The sequence below is a fragment of the Bacteroidia bacterium genome (assembly GCA_020852255.1).
Lineage (GTDB): Bacteria > Bacteroidota > Bacteroidia > JADZBD01 > JADZBD01 > JADZBD01.
In genome coordinates, this window is the sequence record JADZBD010000002.1 from 123855 (window position 1) to 149058 (window position 25204).

Below are 25204 nucleotides of genomic sequence, written 5' to 3' on the forward strand. Positions count from 1 at the left end.
TTGCTCGGTTAGATCACCTTGATGCTCAATCCGGGAATGGTACGCATGGTTCCATCAGGACCCACGACCTTCACGTTATCTATGTAAATCTTGGAACCGGCCTTCACCTTGGTCATATACGTCTTCTGTTCCGGTGAAACCATATTTCCATTGGATTTCGCGGTAGCTTCCACCCCATTGATAGTCATGGACATTTCGAAGGATACCACTTTAAACTTGAGGTCAAAATCAAAGTTCACCATTTCTGCGAGTACACCCTGAGCAGCAAGAACCGCACTTTTGCTCACGGCCATATTCGGGTCTCCGGCGCGTTTTCCGGCGAAATTGGCCACAGGATCAGGAACGGGTTTAATACGAAACTCAAAATTCCCCATTGGCTTGCTTGTTCCGCCAAAGTCGGCCGAAACGGTGATATTACATTTGGCACCACCCTTCACTCTGCACACAAAATCTCCCTTCTTGCCCGAAGGAGACAATGATCCGGCGGTACAAACCGCACGAACCTTTTCTGCAGGAACCCCGGGTACGGACACCGAGATCGGATTATCCACTCCAATGTACAACACATTCATCTTGGTGGGAGAAACCACCGCAGCCGGGCGGGCAGACATAAATGCGCTCTTGAATGGGAAAAACTTATAGCTGTTATCCGAAGGATTTTTCACCCGGATCAGACCGGAATACTTGTTTTCTCCTTCAGAGGAAGGGCTCAGCTTATAAACACCCACCCCCTTGCTCACGACAACGGATGTAGTGTCGTAAACCACACCGGGCTTTGGTCCGGCGAGCGTGGAGTCAATCTCTCCCAGAAACACAGTAGGATTGGAGGTTGTGGAGAACGCTGCTACGAAGATCTCGGCGCGGTATTCATCGCCGATCAGTACATAGTTGGAACTCGCCACCACCCGTCCTGCGAGTGTATCAAACTTAAAGGAGGAGGCATCAATCTTGGTATACAGATGCTTCAGGATGTCGGACTCAGCATTTTTAATTTCATTCTGAATCCTTGACATGATTGCGATAACAGCAGCGCAGGGTATGTGATAGAAGTTATTGGTTTCCCATGAAACCATTCCTCCGTCCACAATAGAATACTGATCATCTGTTTTAAGACCAATATTCATATTCCCGCGCTCTTTCTCGTCTACGTAATTGAGCATTTTTCCACGAAAATCGATAATACGCTGCTTCAGCTCTTTCGCTTTTCCTGTAGGATTTCCGGGGTCATCCCCAATCAGTTCGTGGGTGGGGATGTCATAGTTATCCTTTTTATCCATCCACTCAATCGTAAGAGTATCTGCCACGTTTTTCTCCACCTGCTCCACTTTCATAAAGAGCATAGTCTTGAGACTATCTACGTAGTCATACATGTTCTTGGCATCCTTCATCGCCGCTTCTGCCTTATCCTTGTAGGGCTTCACCTTCACGGGGTCGTTCTGCATGGCTTTCACAAAGTCGTTGAAGGTGACTTCATTTTTAGCCGCAAAGTTCCTGTTCGTGTCGATCAGTCCTGCATTGATAATAGCGAAGGCGTTGAGGATCTCCTTGGAAACATTAAGTGCCAGAAGAGCGGTGAGTACGAGGTACATCATACCGATCATCTTCTGCCTCGGGGTTTCTTTTCCACCAGCCATTATATCAAAATATTAAGATGAAACTTGTCGTTAATTATCCACTGCTCTTATCACTTGCGAACATTCATCGCGGTGAGCATGTTACCATACACCGTGTTGAGTGACTCGAGGTTCTGGGCCAGCACAGCCATTTCCTGCTTGTACCGTTTGGTGTCCTCCATAGAGGCACTCAGGTTGCTCATCACGCTCTCGATGCTCTCATACATTTTGTTGGTAGCACGCAGGTGTTCTTCAGACCCTTTCAGCTGAAGCTCGTAAACCGAGTTCAGGGAAGTGAGGTTCTTTGAAACCTTACTGAGCTGTTCACCAAAGTTGGCAGAATCACCTGCCGTCATGGAGAGTCCCATCATAGATTCAGCGGCCTTTGAGTAGCTGCTGGACAGTTCGCTCACATTTTTGGCAGCGGATTTCACACTGCTCACATATTCACCGGTGGCAACGGAAGCCTCTGTGATATTTGAGATTTTGTTTGCCTGATCACTAAGGTTTTTCATACCATCGCCCAGGGAAGCAATAAGCTCAGGACCGATTTTGGCCTCTTCCAGCATATTATCGAGCTGTTCAGTAATCGAAAGTTTTTCTTCTTCTGCAGGAAGTTCTTCTTTCGCCTCGTGCCCCTCACCGTGCATTCCGGCAAGTTCCGGGTAAACAAGACTCCAGTCTACTTCCTCATGGATAGGTTCAAATGCAGAAAAAGCAAAGATGATGGCCTCGGTGCTCAGACCCACCACAAGGAGGGGACCTGAAAAGGGCCAGTGCATGATTTTAAAGAGAGCGCCCACAATTACGACGGAGGCACCCAAACCGTAAAGTTTGGCCATGAAATTCTTCCACTTACGGGTTCCTGGTCTGAAATCTTTAAACATACGCTTCGGTTTTAGTTGGGGTTAATGATTCGGTTAATTGCTGTTTGGTATTGATACTGTTTTAAATATCATCACCCTTATCACGACCCAGGTAAGTCATTACACAGCGGAAGCCGATGTAACACTTAGCCGTATCCTGGTATTCGTAAGTACGGGATGAGGTTTGAAGATAAAATCCTACGTCCTTCCATGATCCTCCGCGGATCACTTTTCTTTTCAGGACGGAAGGATCGCTGTCCTTTGCATCATAAAGATAATCCGGGTTCAGGTCATGGGAGAAATCATACGCTGCCTCATCATAGGCATTGCTGGTCCACTCCGAAGCATTTCCCGCCATACAATACAATCCGAATTCGTTGGGCGAGTAGGAAGTAACTTTAACAGTGTGGAATCCACCATCAACGAAATACGAACCGCGCATAGGTTTGAAGTTTCCAAGGAAGCAACCACGGATGTTACGGATATAAGGACCTCCCCAGGGGTACGGACTAAGATCCAGTCCACCGCGGGCAGCATATTCCCACTCCGATTCGGTAGGCAAACGATAATCATTCACAATGGTACGTCCGATAGATGTGAAGAATCCATCCAGCAACTGGGTTCGCCAGATACAGAATGCCTTGGCCTGTTTCCATGTTACACCCACCACCGGATACTCATCATAAGCCGGATGCCAGAAGTAATTATTGGTCATAGGCTCATTAAACGAATAAGTAAAGTCAAGTATCCATGCAAGTGTGTCGGGATACACGTTAATCACATCCTTAATAATAAAGACCTTTCTGTCTTTGCCGGGAACACCGTTCACCGTATAAGATCCCAGCGAAGTGTCAGAAGTAGAGAATCCCACCCCGTTGATAAACATCTTTCCATCCTCTTCCGGATCAGGATCGGGCGACATTTTCCACTTAAAACGATTCGCTTTACGGGCAGCAGTACGCAGATCCAGCCAGTAGTAGGCATAGTTTAGCTTGCGGGAATCAATTTCCTTTCTCTTCCAGTAACGCTCCCTCGGAGGCAGGTACATATCTTCCAGTATCTGGCGGTATTCCTCGTCATCACTGTCCCACTTAATCTTATAATCCCACGCAATGGGGGGAGGATCAGGATAAGGTTCACCCACCAAAACAGGATTCCCTGCGAAGTAATCCTCTTCAGGTACAATATAGTCTTCATCACCGGCATTCGCTAACAAACGCCTTGCGATGGAGTCTCGCACCCAGTATACCCACTGACGGTATTCATTATTGGTAATCTCCGTTTCATCAATATAGAAAGCCTGAACGGATACGGTCTTCGCCTTTTGTGTGAAGGCGTAGGGCACGTCCTGGTCAGAGGCACCCATATTATAACTACCCGGGGGGCAGTACAACATACCGTAGGGGTCGTAATCGTACCAAGGTTCACGATTCTGGACCCCGATAAGTTCTCCATTGCCCTGGTTACAGGAAGCCAGCACTGCCGCCAAGGATCCAACTAAGAGTAACTTTTTCATTGGTTCTGTTTGTTTGTCACTTCGTTTAATTCTTACCGATATTATCCTCTATATACTTGAAAATCATCCTGCTAGACACAGGATGATATGCTTCCGAAGCAATATAGAGTTGCTTTAACGATAATAAAATCAAAAGGTTACAATAAATTATTTTTTATTTCAAAAACCTGGGGTTGATATGACTCTGGGTCTTTTGCTTTGGAACCATCTTATAGCAGTACCCTACAACGATCTCGGGGGTACCATTGGAATGGTTCTTTATATCTGAGGTGGTAAAATCGTAGGCTACCCCTGCCTTAAAGGCACTCTTACCCATTTCTTTCTGATATCCCAGCATGGCGGCGATTGCATCTGTCATTCGATAAGAAGCTCCCAGCCACACCATTTTCTGATACATTCCGGTAACGTTCAGATCGAAAATAGTAGATTTCGCATCAGATTTAACCAATACATTGGGAATCAGCTGAATATCACCTGTAATATCGAAGGTATAACCTGCAAGAACGAAATAGTGACGGGCCACACCAAAGTTCATCTGGTTTTTGGTCACATCCTGTTCCGGAAGGTGTGTAGAAGCCAATCCGACATAGAGCTTGGGAGTGGTATAGTACAAACCGAAATCAAGGTCATAAGTGATAGAACTTTCCTTCGCATCCGGGATGGAAGCATCTGGTTGAATGGAAGACTGTCCATCTGGAGGTAACCAGTTGTATATCAATGTCTTTTGAATCATTCCGACTCCAATGCCGATTCCTAGTACTCCCACACTGCCAATGGGCTGATGGAAGGAGTAGGCTCCTCGTGCGAAGAGGGATTTATCATTTCCCAGTTGGTCCTGGATCACGGTAAGACCGAGTCCTCCGTGAAGAGCACGCGAAGGTGCATCCAGACTAAAGAGCAATGATTTGGGAGCTCCGTCAAATCCCATCCACTGCATCCGGTACATGGCTACAGCACACAAGGCTCCGTTCGTTCCGGCATAACCGGGGTTGAACGAGAGTTTATTGTGCATAAACTGAGAAAACTGCTGATCCTGCTGGGAAAATCCCAAAGAAGCAAGAACGGAAAATGATAAAAGGATAATAATTTTCTTCATGGCAATCGTGTTAGGTTTTAATAAGTTACACCTAATAGGTCGCTAAGGTAGGGAAAATACTTACGAAAGCAAATTTTTTTCCCCCCTCAGTTTCTACCCCTATTTGCCTGATAGACGGCACATTCGGTAATGGTTGCCTGCTCTGATCAGCCCAGTTTCTGGAAAGTCTGCCACCAGCGGTCAGGAACCTCCTCTCCAAGCGCTGTTTGGTAATCGCTGTAAGAGCAGGGCACCAGGCAATGTCGCTGAACCTTGAGTCTTTTATCCGGAGGATAGGGCACTTCCATCCACCAGCGGTCGGAGCGCAGACTTTTATAGAAAATGATTTCGCTGTTTTGGTCTTTGATGGCAACGTGGTATTTCTGGTAATCTGCGGTATTGCGGAAGGGATAGTCCTTCTTGCGCGAATAATAGCCTTCCAGAAAATACCAAAGTGCCTGACCCAGGAGCATGGCAGACTGCTGCCGTCTGTCTTTCGAAGGATTGTATTCGTAGAATCCGATTGAAGTTAGCTTATCACTCATTCCGGCGTAACGTGCAATGCGGCAAAGTTCCTCCCCGTAGAAACCATTTGGATGAGGCTGCGCGTGACCCGGGGAATCGCTCATACGCAAACATCCCAGATCCACCGTGAGCATATCGGCATGGCGGATCACCGGTTCTGCTTCCTCCATATGAGATTGCATTTGTCCCAGCCGGTGGGAATCGAAATACAATTTAGCCATCAGGTTCAGCGCGTCTTCATCCACGAAATAAGACTGGTAGCCTATATTGCTGAAATTGAACAAATGGTTGGGCTGATGCAGGATTACTTTGCCGAGCCATGTTCCTGCATGTATTGAATCTTCCGCTGTTCCGAGGTCGAAAGAGTGATCAATGGATACCACGTTGATCGTAGGTTCCACATTTTCATAAGCGAGGTAATTCGCATAGGACAAATCCTGCGAACCTCCCAGGATGACCGGCAGAATCTGTTTACGCAGTAATTCATTGATGACTTCCTGAAGCGCAAAATAGGTATCCTTTTTCTCTGCTCCTGCCAGGATATTTCCCAGGTCGGCGATTACCGGTTCCATGATGCCGCGTCGCAACGAGTAAAAATGCGGCCGAACGGCATCGGCGCCTGCTGCACAACCTGCATTCTCGGGATGCCCGCGGTCTTCCTCCACACCCAGCACAGCAATGTGTACGCCATCCAGGTCCGGAAAGCCTCCTGATTCCGAATGAAACCTTGTATAATGAGCTATGGTAGTCTTTTCCTCTCCTATCGGACGAAGGTCTTCACTTACTGGCCGGAAATACACTGAAATATCCTTCATGTCACCTCACTTTTTCGGTTTTTTCTTAGCCGGGGCCTTTTTTTTCGGTGCGGCAGGCTTCTTCCCGGCCTTCTCAGGCTTTTGCGTCTTTGACTTCTTCGGGGAAGCTTTTGCTTTCTTATCCCCGCTTTTTGCTTTGTCATTTCCGCCTCCGGTAAGGGCAAGGCATTCTTCCAGTGTAAGATCTTCCGGAGTTTTTCCTGCCGGAATCTTGAAGAACTTTTTCCCAAGTTTAATACATGGTCCGTAACGGCCGTGCACAACCTTCAGCTCCGGATGAGAAGGAAATTCAGTGATCAGGCTTTTGCGTTCCTTTTCCCGCTTTTCTTCTATCAGCTCCACCGCTCTTTCCAGGGAAATAGCAAAAGGGTCGTCTGTTTTTTTCAGAGAATAGAATCCGTTTTTAAACTTCAGATAGGGACCGAACCGGCCTTTGTTCGCGGTTATTTCCTCTCCCTCCAATTGCCCCACCGGGCGCGGCAGGCGCGGCATTCGCAGGATTTCCTTCACTCTTTCCGCAGAAACGGAATAAGGATCTTCTCCCTTTGGCAGCGAAATAAATTCATCGCCGTGCCGGATGTAAGGACCGAACCTGCCGATATTGACTACCAATTCCTTTTCTTCATAGGTTCCCATATTTCTGGGAAGTTTAAAGAGATCCAGTGCCTCTTCCAGTGTGAGCGTTTCCATGCGCTGGTCCTTTCTCAAACCCGCGAACTTCGGCTTGGGTTCACCTTCCACGGTTTCACCCATCTGCACCAGCGGGCCGAAGCGTCCGATCCGTACGAAGACATTTTTTCCTGTCTTCGGATCCACGCCCAGTTTTCTTTCACCGGTTGCCCGTTCAGAGGTCTCTTCTACTTTTTCAACCGTTTTATGAAAAGGAGAATAGAACTCCTTCAGCATTGCGGTCCAGTCCAATTTACCTTCGGCTATTTCATCGAACTCCTCCTCCACCTTCGCAGTGAAATGGTAATCCATAATATGCGGAAAATTCTTCTGAAGAAAATCGGTGACAACCATTCCCACATCCGTTGGGAATAGCCGGGCTTTTTCTGCTCCGGTAGTTTCAGTGTTTTGCACTGAACTTACTTTTCCGTTCTCCATTCGGAGAACGGTGTATTCGCGCGGCCGGCCTTCTCTGCTTTCCTTCACGATATACTGTCTTTTTACGATTGTGGAAATGGTTGGCGCGTAGGTAGAGGGTCTTCCGATCCCAAGCTGTTCCATTTTTTTAACCAGCGAAGCCTCCGAATACCGGGCCGGCGGGGCGGTAAACTTCTGCACGGCGGTAATCTCCTTCACGCCGAGCGTTTCACCTTCGTTCATTGCCGGCAATATACCTTCATCCTCTTCCCCCTCCTCATCACTGCTTTCCATATAAACCTTGAGAAAACCGTCGAACAATATCACCTCTCCGGTGGCAGTGAAACTGTGCTGGTTCTGGTTGTTTCCGATCTTCACTATCGTTTTCTCAAGTTTCGCATCGCTCATCTGAGAGGCGATGGTTCTTTTCCAAATCAACTCATACAAGCGATGTTCATTGGGTTCTCCGCTGTCTATACCTCTGTTGCTCATGTAGGTTGGACGGATGGCTTCGTGGGCTTCCTGCGCGCCGGCTGATTTGGTGGAGAACTGGCGTTTGTGTGAATATTCCTCACCAAAAAGCCGGTGGATCTCATTTTTACAGGCGTTGATGGCAAAACCGGAAAGATTGACGCTGTCTGTCCGCATATAAGTAATCTTTCCCGCTTCGTAAAGTCGCTGCGCCACCGTCATAGTCTGGGATACGGAAAATCCAAGCTTCCTGGAAGCCTCCTGCTGAAGCGTGGACGTAGTAAATGGTGCTGCAGGAGTTCTCTTTCCCGGCTTTTTCTCGATGGACTGAACAGTAAAACTCGCGCGTGCTATCTGTTCCAGAAACTTCTGTGCCTCTGCTTCCGTATTGAATTTCTCGTCCAGTTCGGCTTTTACTAAAGCAGTACCGGAAAGAAAAAATCCGGTCACTTTATAAAAAGCCCTGGATTCGTGTCCCATGATCTCTCTCTCCCTCTCAACAATAAGGCGAACAGCTACGCTCTGTACCCTTCCGGCCGAGAGATTGGAACGAACCTTTTTCCACAAAATAGGAGAAAGCTCAAATCCCACCAGCCTGTCCAGTACCCGTCGGGCCTGCTGCGCATTAACCAGATGCAGATCAATTTCGCGGGGAGAATTGATGGCATCCTGGATCGCGGTTTTTGTAATCTCATGGTAAACGATCCTGCGGTATTTGCTCTTTTTAAGTCCCAGCACTTCAAAAAGATGCCAGGAAATAGCTTCCCCTTCACGGTCTTCATCCGTTGCCAGCCAAACCATATCCGCATCTTTAGCCAGCTTCTTCAACTCCGAAACCACATCCCGTTTATCCGGGGATATTTCATAGCTGGGGCGGAAATTATCTTCCAGATCCACCCCCATACCTTTCTTCACCAGGTCGCGAATATGACCTACCGAGGATTTGACCTTGAATTCATTCCCAAGGAACTTCTCGATAGTCTTTGCCTTTGCAGGCGACTCAACAATCACAAGATTTTTTGCCATGCTTCACATTTTCTTTTTCTCCGACATTCAGGGCTGCAAAGAAAACGATTCAAAACCCACATTTCCAAATTTGCCTTAAAACCGGGGTCGGTTTATATATATATATAATATATATATATAACTTTCCAAAACTTTTTTTGCCCCCCCCCTGATCTGAAATAGTAGTATGGCGGAATTGAAACCGAAAATAACCGGCACAGGACTGACACTGATTGTCATTGGCAGCTGTATAGGATCAGGGATCTTTATAACGCCTTCGCGGATCGCCGGACTTCTTGATTCTCCATCACTTATACTTCTGCTGTGGATTGTTGGAGGGCTGATAACCATCAGCGGGGCTTTATCTTATGCAGAGCTGGCATCGAGGTTTCCCCAAGCAGGAGGCGTGTATGTTTATCTGCGGGAAGCATTCGGTTCCGTGTGGGCATTTTTATTCGGCTGGGTGGTACTCACTGCCGTAACCAGCGGTGCACTTGCCGCGCTGGCGCTGGCCTTCACACAATTTCTCGGACTGGTGATTCCGGAGATTGAACCCTACCGGTTGCCGGTTGCGGCCGGGGTTCTGATCATCACCTCCGTTGCGAATGTTTTCGGGGTACAGGTCGGACAGTTTTTTTCAAATTTATTTACATCACTTAAAGTAGCCGGGATCGTATTTATTATTCTCTGCGGACTGTTTGTTTTCAACGGGGAATCCCGTGCTATGTATCACACTCCTGAAGTGAATTTCGCTACAGTTCAGGCGTTTTTTCTTGCACTCACGGGAGTATACTGGTCCTACGGCGGATGGCAGCACGCCACCTACATCAGTTCGGAGGTAATAAATCCCGGTAAAAACATCGCAAAAGCGATGATCCAGGGCTCCTGTGCGGTCATGCTGATCTACCTTCTGTCGAACATGGCATACATGAACGTGATGGACCTGGATTCCGTGGCAGCTTCCGAACGAGTAGCAGCCGACATGATGCAAGAGGTGCTACCCGGATATGGATCCAGGATTATGGCAATTATTGTAAGCATTTCTGTTTTCGGAACCATCGCCATTTATACTATGACCGCCCCCAGGATCTATTTTGCCATGGCATCGGACGGAGTATTTTTTTCGGGATTAACCAGGATTCACCCGAAGTTTCACACCCCTATACCGGCCATTCTGCTCCAATCCGGCTGGGCCATTCTCCTGCTTTTTTTCTGGGGAACATTTTCGAATCTGATTGAATATGTCACGTTTACCGAAGGAGTATTCCTTGCGATGGCCGCCCTCAGCGTTATTGTATTGCGAAAAAAAATTCAGGAACCTCCGGGGTTTAGATCGCCGCTATATCCTTTACTGCCACTGTTCTACTTTTCCGTTTCAGTTCTGTTTCTGGGGGTTGGATTATACTCCCATCCGGTGCAGGCCCTGGCTGCGCTGGTCATTTTCAGTTCAGGGCTGATCGTTTATCTGTTTTTCAGAAAGAGGCGTAAAACTCTGATTTAGTAGACGTTAATGAAGGTTAATTCCTTCTGTGACATTTTGTCACCTAACGCATTTTCGGTAAATTTGCAGCCCGTTTAAAGAGAAAATGGAAACAAATAAACTTTTGGACGAAGGCCGGCAGGGTGAAGTGCTGATGATGCAAGGCAGAGCAGAGCAGGGAAGCCGGAAACTATTTCTTGAAAGTTACGGATGTCAGATGAATTTTTCAGACAGCGAGATTGTAGCTTCCGTGCTTGCCTCCGAAGGATTTACAACCACCGATAATTACCGTGAAGCTGATCTGGTACTCATCAATACGTGTTCGATACGTGAAAACGCCGAGCAGAAAGTGCGCCACCGTCTGCAGGAATTCAATGCAGCAAAAAAGCGCAAACCCGGTCTCATCATAGGGGTGATGGGATGCATGGCGGAACGATTGAAATCTAAATTTCTCGAAGAAGAGAAGATGCTGGACATCGTGGTAGGACCAGACGCCTACAGAGATTTGCCCGGACTCATCCGGCAGGTAGAGGGCGGACAAAAGGCGGTGAATGTACTTTTAAGCCGGGAAGAGACGTACGCAGACATCAGTCCGGTACGTTTAGACAGTAACGGAGTTTCCGCATTCATCAGCATCATGCGGGGTTGCGACAACATGTGCAGTTTTTGTGTGGTTCCCTTCACGCGTGGGAGGGAAAGAAGCCGCGACCCGCATAGCGTTGTGCAAGAAGCGAAGGAACTGATGCGGGAAGGTTACCGGGAAGTGACCCTGTTAGGTCAAAACGTGGATTCCTACATTTGGGCGGGGGGAGGATTGAAAAAAGACCTCTCCGATGAGCAGAAGGCCGGTGCGGTTGATTTCGCAGGGCTTTTAGAAATGGTGGCGAGCATATCTCCGCAACTCCGTGTGCGGTTCTCCACTTCTCATCCCAAAGATATTACAGACAAAGTGCTGGAGACGATGGCGGCTCATGATAATATCTGCAGGTACATTCATTTACCTGTGCAGAGCGGAAGTACGGCGATGCTGGAACGCATGAACAGGGGATACAGCAGGGAATGGTATCTATCCCGGGTAAAAAGAATTCGCCAGATTATGCCCGACTGTGAGATCTCCACAGATATAATTACGGGGTTTTGCGGCGAAACAGAGGATGATCACCGGCAAACGCTGTCTCTCATGGCAGAAGCCGGATTTTCATACGCCTTCATGTTCGCCTATTCTGAGCGGCCGGGAACGCCGGCAGAGAAGCACATGAAAGACGACGTTCCGGAAGAAACGAAGCTACGCCGGTTACGGGAAGTGGTAGCACTTCAGCAACAGCATTCTGCAGCACGAACAAAAGAGGCCGTTGGAAAATCGCACCGCGTGCTTATTGAAGGTCCGTCGCGCCGATCGGAAAACATGTGGAGCGGGCGTAATTCCCAGAATAATGTGGTGGTATTCCCAAAGGGCAAATCGGGAAAAGGAGAATATGCAGAAGTAATGGTGGAAGATTGCACCTCAGCAACACTGATAGGAAAAGAAATATTATCCTACTGAAAATGGGTATCCAGGATATAAAAAACAGGTTCGGAATCATGGGCACATCACCCCTGCTTGACCGGGCCATTGACATTGCCATGCAGGTAGCGCCCACGGATCTGAGTGTGCTGGTAACAGGTGAGAGCGGTACAGGGAAGGAAGTATTCCCTCAGATCATCCATCAGACGAGTTCCCGCAAACATGGTCCGTACATAGCCGTTAACTGTGGCGCCATTCCGGAGGGCACGATAGACTCTGAACTTTTCGGCCATGAAAAAGGTTCGTTCACGGGTGCATCCGACACACGAAAAGGATATTTTGAAGTAGCCAACGGAGGAACAATATTCCTTGATGAGGTCGCTGAAATGCCTTTGGCAACACAGGCACGTCTGCTTCGTGTGCTCGAAACAGGGGAGTTCATCAAGGTGGGCTCTTCAAAGGTACAGAAGACCAATGTTCGTGTGGTAGCCGCCACCAATGTAAACCTGGTGAAGGCCATTGAGCGCGGAAAATTCAGGGAAGACCTCTATTACCGTTTAAATACTGTTCCCATTCTGATACCATCGCTGCGGGAAAGAAAGCAGGACATCCTGCTGCTTTTCCGGAAATTTGCTTCCGACTTTTCAGCGAAGTACCGGATGCCCCCGGTTAAGCTGAATACGGAAGCAGAACAGATGCTCACCGCTTTTTACTGGCACGGAAATGTCCGTCAGTTAAAAAATATCACCGAACAGATCTCTATCATTGAAAAAGTACGGGATATAGACGCCCGTATTCTTATGCGGTATCTTCCCGCTCAGCCGACCACGCAACTGCCTGCGGTTGTACGACAGGAAACTTCTCCCGGTGAAATTTCGGAGCGGGAGATCCTGTACAAGGTTCTTTTCGAGCTAAAAAAGGACATGAACGATCTGAAAAAAATTGTGGTGGACCTTATTGAAAATGACACAGGGCTGAAGCAGGACTTCAAACCCGAAAATGCACAAATTATCAAGCAGCTTTACAATGAGGTAGGATTACCGGAGACGAACGTTCAGCTGGGATATGGGCAGAACTCCCCATCACTTTCAGGTACGCTGATAGGAAACGGTGAAGAAATACAGCTGGGAGAAGAAGTGGTAGAGGAACCCAAAACACTTTCCCAGGTAGAAGAGGAAATGATCCGGCGCTCACTGGAAAAATTTAAGGGAAAAAGAAAACTGGCTGCAGGAGAGCTGGGAATTTCCGAGAGAACGCTCTACCGGAAGATCAACGAATATGGAATAAAAGAATGAGACTTGCATTTCTGACCGTGCTGCTTTTAGCGGGATCTGTTACATCCTGCAGGATGAATTTATCTTTCACCGGAGTAAATACAGATGCGCGCACTGCCACTGTAAAGTTTTTTACACCGGTGGCTTCGCTTGCGAAACCAACTGTAGGGCAGGTATTCACCGAAGCACTGAAAGACGCCGTTTCCGGACAGGGGAAACTGGACCTGGTGAATTCCGGCGCCGACCTCGTTTATGAAGGAACCATCAGCGGTTACTCCACCGCGCCGGTGGCTATTCAGGGAAATGATCAGGCTGCAATGAACCGTTTGACCATTACCGTGCAGCTTAAATTCACCGACATAAAAAACAATTCCAAAAGTTTTGAGTCCGCGTTTACGCGTTATGCCGATTTCAGTGCCGGGCAGTCGCTGGCCGCCGTGGAAGATCAGCTCATTCGCGACATTACAGAGCAGCTCGTGCAGGACATTATCAATAAAACATTGCAGGACTGGTAGCATGAACCGTGAACGTTTTCATCAATACCTCTCCCAGCCTGCCCAGCTGAAAAGCGATGCGCTCACCGATCTGGAAGGAGTCATCAACACTTACCCGTGGTTTACCACGGCACGATTACTGTATTTGAAAGCGCTGCATACCACTGAGCATATCCTTTACCCTTCCCAATTGCAGCAAGGCGCACTGCATGTTCCGGACCGGCGCGCACTCTACGAACTCATTCATTTGCCCGTTGAAAGTGTAAAACCCGCTGAAAAAGAAACCCCGCCGACTGAAAAAAAACCGGTTAGTACTCCGGAAAAAACCTACGGTTCGAAAACGGTGAGCGAATACATTGCCGAAAAGAAGAAAGAGTTGCAGGAAGAAGAACAGGCGGCCGCCAAGGTACTGCAACTGGCTAAGAATGCGCGTGAACAATCTGAAGTAACAGAAGAAAAAAAGCGTACCGCTGAAGAAATACTGGTTCGGAACCTGAAAGAAGAAAAACTGGAAATTCTGGACACCCCGGGTGAGATCCAGCTTGAGGAAATCCAGAAGACCGAGCAAGATGCTGTAAAGCTGGATAAAGACATGAAGCAGGAGGCCGTGAGAGTGACCTATACCGGTGACAAAATCGGCACAGGCGAGGAGAGCAAAGAAGTACGGGCGGAGGCCAAGGAATTGTTAGAACGCGTAGGACATCCACGCTTGCGCACGTTGAGTGACTGGCTTACAGACATTGACGAAGGCAGGGAACACCCCTCCGAGATTGCCGAGCATCCGGTTCAAAACACGTCCATAGAATCCATTATTGACAAATTCATTCAGGAAGAACCCAAACTATCCAAACCCAAAAAGGAGTTCTTCAATCCTGTGAATATGGCCAAACACAGTGTGGTAGATGATGAAGAGCTTGTAACTGAGACACTTGCAAGAATCTATATAAAGCAAGGTAATTTCGCGAAGGCCATCCGGATCTATGACATTTTAAGCTTGAAGTTTCCGGAAAAAAGCACTTACTTTGCCGCCCTTATTGAGGAGATAAAAAACAGGAATTTAAACAGTTAAGTCATGGGAGTAGTAGCAGTCCTTATCATTTTAATCAGTATCCTGCTGACCCTAGTGGTGCTCATCCAGAATTCAAAAGGTGGTGGCATCGCTTCTAATTTTGCATCGAACACGCAGGTGGTAGGAGTAAAGAAGCAGGCCGAGTATATTGAAAAAGTAACCTGGGGCCTGATGATCGCACTCATGATCTTGTGTGTAAGTGCCGGGGTAGGAAGCAAAGGAGCGATTGAAAGAAAAACAACAGACTCCAAGGTAAAGGAAGGATCGGTAAAAACCCCCGTGCCTTCTGTGAATCCTCCGGGAATCAGTTCACCTACCGTACCGCCGCCCTCCACAGGTACACCGTGAATCAGTGTTGTTCTGACATTTTTTCAATTAAATATTGACATCCGTTCTGCCTGACTGAAAATTTGTCCTGTTCTTCCGGTCTGGCACCGATTTCGATTACAGGGAAACGTTAAACCAAAAACAATTCAATAAACATCAATCACATGGCAAAGATCAGCGTAAAACCACTGGCCGACCGCGTGCTGGTAGAAGCCGCAGCCGCCGAAGAAAAGACAGCTTCCGGTATTATTATACCGGATACCGCTAAGGAAAAACCCCAGCGCGGAAAAGTAGTAGCCGTCGGAAACGGAAAAAAAGAAGAACCGATGACCGTTAAAATCGGTGACGAGATCCTTTACGGTAAGTACGCCGGAACAGAGATCACGATCGACGGTAAAGAATACCTTATTATGCGAGAGTCTGATATTTTCGCAATTCTCTAATTTAAAAAAACAGAATCAACATGGCAAAAGAAATCACCTTCAATGTGGATGCCCGTGACCAGCTCAAGAAAGGAGTGGACACACTGGCGAATGCAGTGAAAGTTACATTAGGTCCCAAAGGACGTAATGTGATCATTGATAAGAAATTTGGTGCTCCTGCCGTTACCAAGGACGGAGTAACCGTAGCAAAAGAGATTGAGCTGAAGAATCCCATCGAGAACATGGGCGCACAGATGCTTAAGGAAGTTGCGTCCAAAACAGCGGATGTGGCCGGCGACGGAACCACAACTGCTACCGTTCTGGCTCAGGCGATTGTAACAGCCGGTCTTAAAAACGTTGCAGCAGGTGCAAACCCCATGGATCTCAAGAGGGGAATTGACAAGGCCGTACACGCCGTTGTTGAGCAACTGAGCAAAATGTCGCAAAAGGTTGGAGACGATAATAAAAAGATCGAACAGGTTGCAACAATTTCCGCCAACAACGATAGTTTCATTGGCAAACTCATTGCCGAGGCGATGGGCAAGGTAAAGAAGGAAGGCGTGATCACCGTTGAAGAGGCAAAAGGAACAGAAACCACTGTTGAAGTGGTGGAAGGAATGCAGTTTGACCGCGGTTACATCTCTCCTTATTTCGTTACAAATGCCGACAATATGGAGGCGGTGCTTGAAACTCCGCACATCCTTATTTATGAGAAGAAGATATCCAATATGAAGGAGCTTCTCCCGATCCTTGAAAAGCAAGTTCAGACCGGAAAACCCCTGCTGATTATTGCGGAAGATCTGGACGGTGATGCGCTGGCCACTCTGGTGGTGAACAAGATCCGCGGCTCACTGAAAGTATGCGCAGTAAAAGCTCCCGGGTTTGGCGACCGCAGAAAAGCCATGCTGGAAGACATTGCAATTCTTACCGGCGGAACACTGATCAGCGAAGAGCGGGGATATAAACTCGAGAACGCCGATTTATCTTACCTCGGAAAAGCTGAAAAAATTACAGTGGATAAAGACAATACAATCATTGTTGGCGGTTCTGGTAAAAAAGCGGATATCACTGCCCGCGTAGGTCAGATCAAAGCACAGATTGAAACCACCACTTCCGATTATGATAAAGAAAAGCTTCAGGAGCGGCTGGCTAAACTGGCCGGAGGAGTTGCGGTTCTGTATGTAGGAGCAGCTACAGAGGTGGAAATGAAAGAAAAGAAAGACCGCGTAGACGATGCGCTTCATGCAACCCGCGCAGCAGTGGAAGAAGGGATTATTCCCGGCGGAGGCGTTGCATACATCCGTTGTATCGACGGACTGGATAAGTTGAAAGGCGCTAACGAAGATGAACAAACCGGAGTGCTGATCGTGAAGCGCGCTCTTGAAGAGCCCCTTCGTCAGATCGTTGCCAACTGCGGCGGAGAAGGATCCATCGTTGTGCAGAAGATCCGTGAAGGAAAGGGAGATTATGGTTATAACGCACGTACGGAAGAGTACGAAAATCTGCTGGCTGCAGGAGTGATTGATCCCACAAAAGTGGCCCGCGTGGCATTGGAAAATGCTGCCTCCGTGGCCGGTATGCTGCTAACCACCGAGTGTGTGCTCTCCGATATCAAAGAAGACAAACCCGCTCCGGCTATGCCTCCAGGAATGGGTGGTGGAATGGACTATTAATCTGAATTTCAATGCAAAACAAAAGCCCTCTTTACCGGGGCTTTTGTTTTTTTTGGCAGAATCGTTTCGGGGAAGTACATTTGGGTATGCTCCGTTCTTTACCTCTCCTTTTTCTTCTTCTTCTTTCAGACCTGATTAGCGCAGGTCCATGGGTGCAAAAACCTTCCTTACCCGGACCTGGCAGACACCGCGGATTTTCCTTTGTAACCGGTAATAAGGCATATGTTGGCGGTGGCTGGAATGGCTGGACCATGTGGAATGATATGTGGGAATACGATCCGGCGAGCAATTCCTGGACGCAGCGGGCCAATACACCCACCAATTTTTACACCAGTTCCGGAGTGGGAATAGGTAGTAAAGGCTATGTCACCGGAGGCACCCTTGGCGCAGCTCTTTATGAATATGACCCCGCAACAAACACGTGGACTGCAAAGGCGAGTGCGCCTCAGGCTGCATTCTGGGAAAGCAATGCTATCAATCTGAACAATAAACTGTATATGTCGGACTGGAATATACTGATGGTATATGATCCTTCCGTGAACAGCTGGCAAACGCTAACGCCCACCCCCAATCAGAATATCTACGGCCCGGGAGTTTCCATTGGCAGTTTTATGTATACCGTTTTTGAGGGAGGTACGGGTACCGTAAGATTCGACCCCGCTACCAATACCTATACGCAGTTGGCCAGCTTCCCCGGGGAAAGCAGAACACAAGCCTCTGCATTTGAAGCGGGTGGAAAAATTTATGCCGGATGCGGCGATGGTGTAATCAGCGACAACATCCGCGATTTCTGGGAATATAATCCTGCGACCAACTCATGGAGGCAAATTGATGACCTTCCCGGAGATACCCGGGAGAACGCAGTTGCCTTCACACTCAACGGGCGGGGATATCTCTGCACAGGAACCAATGGCATCAATCACCAGGATCTGTGGATGCTGCTGCCGGAAAATATCACCAACGTAAACGACCCGGATCCGGTTAGTATCTCCGTTTTTCCTAACCCTTCATCCGGAGACGTATATTTCAGCCTGGCCGCTTTGGGCGGATCGGAAACTGTAATTGAACTCTACGATGCCACCGGGCAACTGGCAAGAAGGGAAAGGTGGGAAGGTGAGCAGGGAGTTCTGCGAAGAGAATTACTCCCGGCCGGGATGTATTCCTATACCCTGTTTGCAGGAGGAAAGAAATACTCCGGCAGAATAGCACTGCACTGAAATTTCCGTCATTTTCAATATCTTGTTGGCGGCAACGAAGGGAATGATGATTTAATGCGCTCTATGTCAGTGTTTTAAATATTTTCTTTCTCCCCGGTTAAACGCTGGGGCATTTGCCACGTCTTACTTGCAAACCCGAAAAAAAAGAACAAAAACCAATAAAAATGAAAACCAAAAAATTCATCATCAGTTCACTTCTATTATTCACTGCCGCGGCCGTAGTATTCACAGGCTGCCGCAAACGTGAAGAGGAAGACAATGACACTTCATCGGCGAGCGACCATGCATTCGCTGAAGGCTGCTTCAACGACCTTTCCTCCATTGCTGAACAGGCATCGGATGGAAGTATGAATACCTTTAAATCCGGTGGTGACAACGGAACCCTGCTCAGCGCCTGTGCCATTATTACATGGGATACCCTTAACCAGTCCAATATAGATACACTTACAATTGACTTCGGATCTACTAACTGTCTCTGCTCAGACAACCGTTACCGTCGCGGAAAGGTTATTGTTTCCTACACCGGGGGGCAGCATTATCGTGATTCGGGGCTGGTAGCCACAATCACTCCCAGCAATTATTTTGTAAACAATCACCAGATTCTCGGAACCAAGGTTGTAACAAACCGCGGGCATATCAACCAGGGACGATTGCAGTGGGATATTACGGTGAACGGTCAGGTTATTCTGGCCAATAACGGGGGAACCATCACATGGCAGACCAATAAAACAAAAGTGCTTCTGCAGGGTGAGACCGTTTACAATGCTCCCATCAACTGGCTGCAGGCCAAATGGCAGCTGACCGGAAATGTAAACGGAACAGCAGCCAACGGTGAGAGCTTCAGTGTAACCGTAACTGCACCGCTGGTACGCGATATGACATGCGCATCAAATTTCCGGAGGTACTTCACGCAGGGAACCTTTGATTTTACCCCTGGTTCACGGCCTGTACGTCATGTAGACATGGGTAACGGCACTTGCGACAATCAGTGCACGGTTACGATCAACAACAACACGTACACGGTAACACTCCCATAAGCTTTAAAGAAGAAAACGAAAAGGCTGCCTCCTAAGGGCAGCCTTTTTTATTTGAGCAAAAGTGCTACAGCGTAAGCAGCCACCCCCTCTTCGCGTCCTACGTATCCTAATTTTTCGTTCGTAGTGGCTTTGATAGACAAATCACCGGAGGAAATTCCCAAAACCGGACAGAGGGCGTTCTTCATTGCGGCGATGTGCGGGTTCACCTTTGGTTTCTCAAGGCAAATGGTAGCATCAATATTTCCCACACGATAGCCTCTCTCTTTCATCAGTCCGCACACCTTCCGGAGTAATTCCTTGCTGTCGATTCCTTTGTAGGCATCATCGGTATTGGGAAAATGCAGCCCAATGTCTCCCAGTGCCAGCGCTCCCAGAATCGCATCGCACACGGCATGAATGAGCACATCCGCATCCGAATGCCCTACGGCACCGGATGTATGATCCAGTTTTATCCCACCCAGGTAAAAAGGCCGGCCGGCTTCCAGAACATGTACATCGAAGCCGAATCCTATTCTGGGAATGGCACTCATTAATTGGTCGGTTGATCTCCGCCTCCGTTCTTATCCTGATCCTTAAAGGCATCCAGATCGAACTGAAGGGTGAAACGAAGTGTATTCTGCAGAGGATGTTTCTGAACCGTTGGAATCAGGTAGGCCATATCCAGTCCGAAAACATTATATCGCAGTCCAATGCCCACGGTGAAATATTTCCTGTTCCCCTTGGTTTCATGTTCGTAAAAATATCCGGCACGCACCGCGAATTGTTTATCGTACCAGTATTCCAATCCACCGCTGAGGTTATACTCTCTGAGTTCTTCTTCAAAACCTGCCGGAGCGTCGGAGAAGGAACCGAACATTCCGCTTACAATACCGCGGTCGGGATCCTTCCCTGCCGCGATAAGGTACGTTCCGTTCGGCCCAGGTACCGGGTTCCCGTTCGCATCCTTTTCATAAACGGGCGGTGTGGGAACCATCAGCTTATTGATTTCAAACAAAAAACCTACGGTATTAAAATCGTCAATATTCATATCCAGGCCTGCACCCAGCCGGAGATTGATTGGAATAAAATCCTTTGAATCGGCAATATTGGTGTAAGAAATTTTAGAACCAATGTTAGAAATATTCAGACCGGCCATAAAGGTGGACTTCTTTCCACCCACTTCCACCTTGGTATTGTGATAATAGGCGGAGATATCTACCGCGAAAGCGGTTCCTGCTTTGGTTGTATTCCCTCCTGCAGCTTGTCCTCCGGTGAGATTGGAATAAATGAATCGCATGGCACCTCCCATGCTGAAATTATCTCCCAGTTTGGTTGCATAGGCTCCGTCGATGGCGAATTCATTCGGATTGAATTGTCCGATCTCATTCCCGGCGATGTCTGTGAAGGTGATGTTCCCCAGCGAGAAATACCGTAATGAACCGGCAAAAACACCTGCTTTCTTTATTTTGCGGTAGGCGCTCAGATACGCAATGTTAATATCAGGAACCAATGCGCGGAGCCAGGGTGTGTAGGACACGGACAATCCCATTTTCTTTTTCAGGAATCCCATCTTGGCTGCATTCCAGTGAATGCTGTTGGCGTCCGGAGTGGAGGCCACACCGGCATCTCCCATTCCGCCCGCTCTGGAATCCGGGGAAATAATTAAAAAAGGAACAGCGGTAGTAGGAACGTTGATCTGTCCGAGCAGCTCATTTTTATCAATCTGAGCCGTAGCAAGTCCACCGCAACAAAGCCCGGCGATCAGGGATGCTATTTCTAACTGCTTCATTATTAGAATATTCGTCGCAACAGAACGCTAAATGTATGTATTTATTTTAAAATAACCAGTTTATTGTACTCATCTGCCACTTCCCCTTCCGTGGTCCTCACTTTCAGGCGGTAGAAATACACACCCTTTCCGATCGCGTCTCCGAAATCGTCGAGGCCATCCCACTCGATTCCGGCGTTTCTGTAGCCGTCGCATGCCATTTCGGTAATGATTGTTTTGAGAAGTTTTCCCGAAACGGTAAATATCTGTATCTGAACATCCAGATTGCCACAGGGCTTATTATGTTCGAAGAAGAACGCCGTGTGTGTGGTAAACGGATTGGGATAATTCATCACGTGATCCAGGGCAAGTACGGCGGATTCAGCAACCGTAAATTCAGTGTAATCAGTGGCGGAATTGTTGTACACATCCCAAACCTTCACAGAAAGGGTATGTGTTCCTGAAGGCAAATTCTCGAGCGGGTAGCGAATAGATCCTCTGCTGTAGGAGTTCAGATTGGCTTCATAATATTCATTTAATACCAAGGGGTCGGCAGAATTTCCATCAAGTATACCAACAAGGTCGTGTCCTATTCCTGTTCCCACCGTATTGATTCCGTTGGTATCAAACACCTGCACATAAATATCCGGATCTTCATCGGTGATTCCTCCGCTTACAAAACTCGCATCATTCATATACAATTTGATCTCCGGTCCGGTAAGGTCCGGTGGTGCTGTTGTGTCGGATCCGCCAATAATAATGTCTTCGTTGAATCCATGCGCATCTTCGTATCCGTTGTGCGCATAAAAGCTGATGCGTCCGGTTCCGTACTGGTATGCGATATCCTTGGGAACGATAAAGCTGAAGGTAAAATCACCACCTGTAACACTTGCTTTCCCCTTATAGAGCACATTCTTTTGGGCATAGAAGGAGAAAACCGGAAGCGAACCTCCGTCGTTACCCAGGCAGGTGATCAGGGCACGTTTGTCAAACACCGTGGGAAAAAGTATCCCGTTAAATCCGGTGATTTTATTACCAAACACATCTCTTACCTCACCTGTAACAGTTACCCGGCTCAGTGCGCGCAGTGTATCGGGTGCAGAAGGAACAACAGGTGATAAATTGATAGTTGTAGCCACTACCCGGTGTTCAGGATAAGCAAGGGTAAGTGCAGGGTCACAGAGCAGGGTGAAATTCCGGTGATTGTCGTCCGGCACCAGCGTACTCTTCGTGAGCATATTTAAATCACCGAGGCGGGGGTAAATGCCTCCGGTCATCGTATCCAGCGCGTAGTTGAAAAAGTTTCTGTTCAGACTGTAATTGGGTCCGGAGAACACGAGCCTGACTGTTGTAAAAAGTCCGATCCCTCCGCCATCGGCATTCAGCAGCACGTATTCTCCCGCGGAAGTTCTTGCCGGATCATCCCAGCGGCTGAATTCACAGGTAGCGGTAAAAAACAGCGGAAGATTGCACTTATTGCTCCAGTTATTAATCTGATTCACCTCAATAATCCGCTCGTGTGCAAGCCCCACTTCCCCGCCGTGACCGATATAATTAAAAATAAGACAGCCCCTGTCCATGCGCTTGTTAATGGCATCTACCGCGTCGGGGTAACGGCTGCCTCCGGGTGTGGCCACCTGCACAAAGGCATCCAGATAAATGCGTTCAATATTATATGAGTTGTAGGCGGTATCTACAAACCCGGCAATGTTTTCCGATTGTGAAACGTGGGTATTTCCATCCTCATCGTCCCCAACGAATGTGATCATATTCCTCCAGTCACCAAATGAAACACATTGTGAAGAAGAACAGGAGGTAGAATTGGACGTATTCACCGTTCCCGGAACCGAAACGTACTGTTCCACCTTGCTGTATACGCCATCCGATTCTCCGAGCGATTTTACCGGAATCCTTCCAACCCCCAGATCCGGCTTGTCGGGATCTCCCGGATCCCAGTCACCTTCCAGCGGTCCGAGCTGTACATAAAAATCATCCGACACATACGAGCGAATGGGATCGGTAGAATTCAGGGACTGATACGTAGGAATAAAGTTGGTATTTCCGGCCAGGCGGTACTTATTATCATAGGATCCGTCGCCGTATAGAAGAAGGTATTTAGGTGCATCGGAAGGCCCGGTAGAACGCTCATAGAACATTCTTACAAAATCCCGGATTGCAGAAACATCCTGAGCGCCGGAAGAAAATTCATTATAAATCTGCATCGGTGTAACCACCGCATAACTCAGGTTATCGCGCTGCGCATGCAGGGCGCCGAGCTTGTTCGCGTCTGCCAGAAACAAAGGGTGGGCCACAATAATATAATCTACCTGTGCAAGGCCATGCAGGTTTTGGTTGGGAACATAGCCGATATTAACCGGCTTCAGGTAATTCAATCCGCTGAAAGCAATAAACTCCCGCAAGGTATCGGTAACGACTTTAAACTCAAACTGACTTACAATGAGTTGTCCGCCCTGCTGAACAACGTTCATCGGATCGGTAACATCCCAAACCAAGGTACCCGTGTTTGCGTTGGCGAGAACAAAGCGACTGATGTTTCCCGGTCCGATGCTGTTCTTGTCCCGAAATGTCATCTGGTCGCCGAACATCGTCAGTGCGCGCCGGGCTGTTACTTCAATATAGTTCACCCATCCGATGGCGGGACCGGGAGTGTTTTTAGTAACACTAACAAGAATATTGGAAGAGGTGGGAATGTAACTGGAACAACCCTTTGCCACGTAGGCGAAAATGGCGGCGTAATAATTCATATCTGTGCCGTTGGTCAAAAGTGAAAAGGAGGAAGGCCCTGATGTTACTGTAAAACTTCCGCTTACCTGGTGGGATCTGCCGATCAGTTCCGCTGTATAATTAACCGGAGCGGTGAGATCTATATTTGGAAAACTAAAAGCAAAGGAATAGCTGTTGGTAATATCCATCAGCTCACCGTACCATTCTCTTCCGGATTTGATCAGGTTGTACTGGTCGGATTCGTGGAAGCGATGATCATCGAAGGTGCTGACCGTTTGATTTTCAGGGTTCGCATCGGAAGGTCGAAGCGTTATTCTTTTTCCCGGCCCCGACCCCGATGTGATAAAGTAATAGGTGGTATCGGAATAATCGTGCACATGATGCTTAAACTTTCCGCAGGCCGCTGTGTCCAGGTACCAGCGATGCTGACTCATTCCGTAAAAAAGAACGTAGTCGGAAGGATCGAATACATTGGGAGTGCCTCCATCGGAAACATAAATTGCGTTTTCAACCAGATCGTCAGTCCGGAGGCCGGAATTGGAGAACGGAAGTTGCCCGCCCCCATTGCCATAGATCCTGAGCTCGTTGGGGTTCAATGTGCCGAGATCCATCCCAAGCGCCGTCAGCTGATCATAATCCAGAATATAGACACCGTCAGCGGTAAGCCCGATTTTATACCAGTCTCCGGATGCCAGCACTGAATTGGCGGCCCATAACGACTGCGGGCTTTGTCTTGTCATCAAAACAGGACTCGTTTCCAGAATCAAGCGGAAGGATATCAGCTTTTCGTACCCAGCCGCCGTTTTACGGAACGGAAGCAAATCCACCTGAGCAAAATAGTTCTTCTTTATTTCGGCGCAGGAAGCCCTTACCACTACGGCCGAACCAATGCTCCGCAACTGATCCTCTTTGTATGTACTGAACACTGCATCCTCATTTTTTGCGAGCGGTGCATACACTGCATCCGCTACGGACACGTTTACACTTTGAGGAATCAGTGTGTGTAATGCAATCTGGGTGGTCCAGAAAGGGAGGGGGCTAACCGGCATTTCCCGGTACTGGGCATTGGCGAAACACAGGTATTTACCCGGACTTCCGTCGGGATCCGGAGCAACAAGGGGGCTCTCCCATCGAATCTCATAGTTAAATCCCTTATTATTAGCACTATAAGAGATCGGAACCATAACTGCCAACAAGCAGGCAACCATTAGATTGTTCAGCGTCTTATTCATGAAGGTCAGGT

19 protein-coding genes are annotated in these 25204 nt (G+C 48.1%); 10 read left to right on the forward strand and 9 right to left on the reverse strand.

What is annotated here, in order from left to right:
- Positions 1 to 8 precede the first annotated feature (8 nt).
- The 6 genes from gldM to topA all read right to left on the reverse strand — a co-directional run bounded on the left by gldM (position 9) and on the right by topA (position 8993).
- Positions 9 to 1634: a gliding motility protein GldM gene (gldM, locus tag IT233_01275; protein MCC7301250.1), complete on the reverse strand. Its 1626-nt coding sequence runs from the start codon at positions 1632 to 1634 to the stop codon at positions 9 to 11.
- 50 nt (positions 1635 to 1684) lie between these two features.
- On the reverse strand, positions 1685 to 2500 hold the full coding sequence (gldL, locus tag IT233_01280; protein ID MCC7301251.1) for a gliding motility protein GldL: 816 nt from the start codon (positions 2498 to 2500) through the stop codon (positions 1685 to 1687).
- 61 nt (positions 2501 to 2561) lie between these two features.
- Positions 2562 to 3995, reverse strand: a complete 1434-nt coding sequence (locus tag IT233_01285) for an SUMF1/EgtB/PvdO family nonheme iron enzyme (GenBank protein MCC7301252.1) — start codon at positions 3993 to 3995, stop codon at positions 2562 to 2564.
- A 154-nt stretch (positions 3996 to 4149) separates the two neighbouring features.
- Complete coding sequence (locus tag IT233_01290) at positions 4150 to 5091, reverse strand: PorP/SprF family type IX secretion system membrane protein (protein MCC7301253.1); 942 nt, start codon at positions 5089 to 5091, stop codon at positions 4150 to 4152.
- A gap of 146 nt (positions 5092 to 5237) precedes the next feature.
- The gene (locus IT233_01295) at positions 5238 to 6410 is read right to left on the reverse strand and encodes a formimidoylglutamase (GenBank protein MCC7301254.1); all 1173 of its coding nucleotides are present in this window, start codon (positions 6408 to 6410) and stop codon (positions 5238 to 5240) included.
- A 6-nt stretch (positions 6411 to 6416) separates the two neighbouring features.
- Positions 6417 to 8993 carry a type I DNA topoisomerase gene (gene topA, locus IT233_01300; GenBank protein ID MCC7301255.1) on the reverse strand — a complete coding sequence of 859 codons (2577 nt, stop codon included), beginning with the start codon at positions 8991 to 8993 and terminating at the stop codon, positions 6417 to 6419.
- Between the two features lie 166 nt (positions 8994 to 9159).
- On the opposite strand from topA, the gene IT233_01305 reads away from it, so the two are divergent.
- The 10 genes from IT233_01305 to IT233_01350 all read left to right on the forward strand — a co-directional run bounded on the left by IT233_01305 (position 9160) and on the right by IT233_01350 (position 19469).
- Positions 9160 to 10473 (forward strand): amino acid permease, encoded by a 1314-nt coding sequence (locus tag IT233_01305; protein ID MCC7301256.1) that lies wholly within the window; start codon positions 9160 to 9162, stop codon positions 10471 to 10473.
- Between the two features lie 85 nt (positions 10474 to 10558).
- Positions 10559 to 11995 (forward strand): tRNA (N6-isopentenyl adenosine(37)-C2)-methylthiotransferase MiaB, encoded by a 1437-nt coding sequence (miaB, locus tag IT233_01310; protein ID MCC7301257.1) that lies wholly within the window; start codon positions 10559 to 10561, stop codon positions 11993 to 11995.
- A gap of 2 nt (positions 11996 to 11997) precedes the next feature.
- Complete coding sequence (locus IT233_01315; protein ID MCC7301258.1) at positions 11998 to 13251, forward strand: sigma-54-dependent Fis family transcriptional regulator; 1254 nt, start codon at positions 11998 to 12000, stop codon at positions 13249 to 13251.
- On the forward strand, positions 13248 to 13745 hold the full coding sequence (locus tag IT233_01320) for an LptE family protein (protein ID MCC7301259.1): 498 nt from the start codon (positions 13248 to 13250) through the stop codon (positions 13743 to 13745). Before IT233_01315 ends, IT233_01320 begins: the two co-directional genes overlap by 4 nt.
- 1 nt (position 13746) lies before the next feature.
- On the forward strand, positions 13747 to 14793 hold the full coding sequence (locus tag IT233_01325; GenBank protein ID MCC7301260.1) for a hypothetical protein: 1047 nt from the start codon (positions 13747 to 13749) through the stop codon (positions 14791 to 14793).
- Positions 14794 to 14796: 3 nt separating this feature from the next.
- On the forward strand, positions 14797 to 15141 hold the full coding sequence (gene secG, locus IT233_01330; GenBank protein ID MCC7301261.1) for a preprotein translocase subunit SecG: 345 nt from the start codon (positions 14797 to 14799) through the stop codon (positions 15139 to 15141).
- Between the two features lie 143 nt (positions 15142 to 15284).
- The gene (locus IT233_01335; protein ID MCC7301262.1) at positions 15285 to 15563 is read left to right on the forward strand and encodes a co-chaperone GroES; all 279 of its coding nucleotides are present in this window, start codon (positions 15285 to 15287) and stop codon (positions 15561 to 15563) included.
- Between the two features lie 20 nt (positions 15564 to 15583).
- A complete protein-coding gene (gene groL / locus IT233_01340) occupies positions 15584 to 17215 on the forward strand; it encodes a chaperonin GroEL (GenBank protein ID MCC7301263.1) in 1632 nt (543 codons plus the stop codon).
- Positions 17216 to 17301: 86 nt separating this feature from the next.
- Positions 17302 to 18432, forward strand: a complete 1131-nt coding sequence (locus IT233_01345) for a T9SS type A sorting domain-containing protein (protein ID MCC7301264.1) — start codon at positions 17302 to 17304, stop codon at positions 18430 to 18432.
- Between the two features lie 164 nt (positions 18433 to 18596).
- Complete coding sequence (locus tag IT233_01350) at positions 18597 to 19469, forward strand: hypothetical protein (GenBank protein ID MCC7301265.1); 873 nt, start codon at positions 18597 to 18599, stop codon at positions 19467 to 19469.
- Between the two features lie 47 nt (positions 19470 to 19516).
- Here IT233_01350 and IT233_01355 read toward each other — a convergent pair whose 3' ends face one another.
- From IT233_01355 to porU, 3 genes are read right to left on the reverse strand one after another with little or no spacing between them, the layout of a single operon-like run.
- Entirely contained in the window at positions 19517 to 19990 is a 474-nt protein-coding gene (locus IT233_01355) for a 2-C-methyl-D-erythritol 2,4-cyclodiphosphate synthase (GenBank protein ID MCC7301266.1), read from the reverse strand.
- Between the two features lie 8 nt (positions 19991 to 19998).
- Positions 19999 to 21237: a type IX secretion system outer membrane channel protein PorV gene (gene porV / locus IT233_01360; protein MCC7301267.1), complete on the reverse strand. Its 1239-nt coding sequence runs from the start codon at positions 21235 to 21237 to the stop codon at positions 19999 to 20001.
- 41 nt (positions 21238 to 21278) lie between these two features.
- Complete coding sequence (gene porU, locus IT233_01365) at positions 21279 to 25193, reverse strand: type IX secretion system sortase PorU (GenBank protein MCC7301268.1); 3915 nt, start codon at positions 25191 to 25193, stop codon at positions 21279 to 21281.
- Between the last annotated feature and the right edge of the window lie 11 nt (positions 25194 to 25204).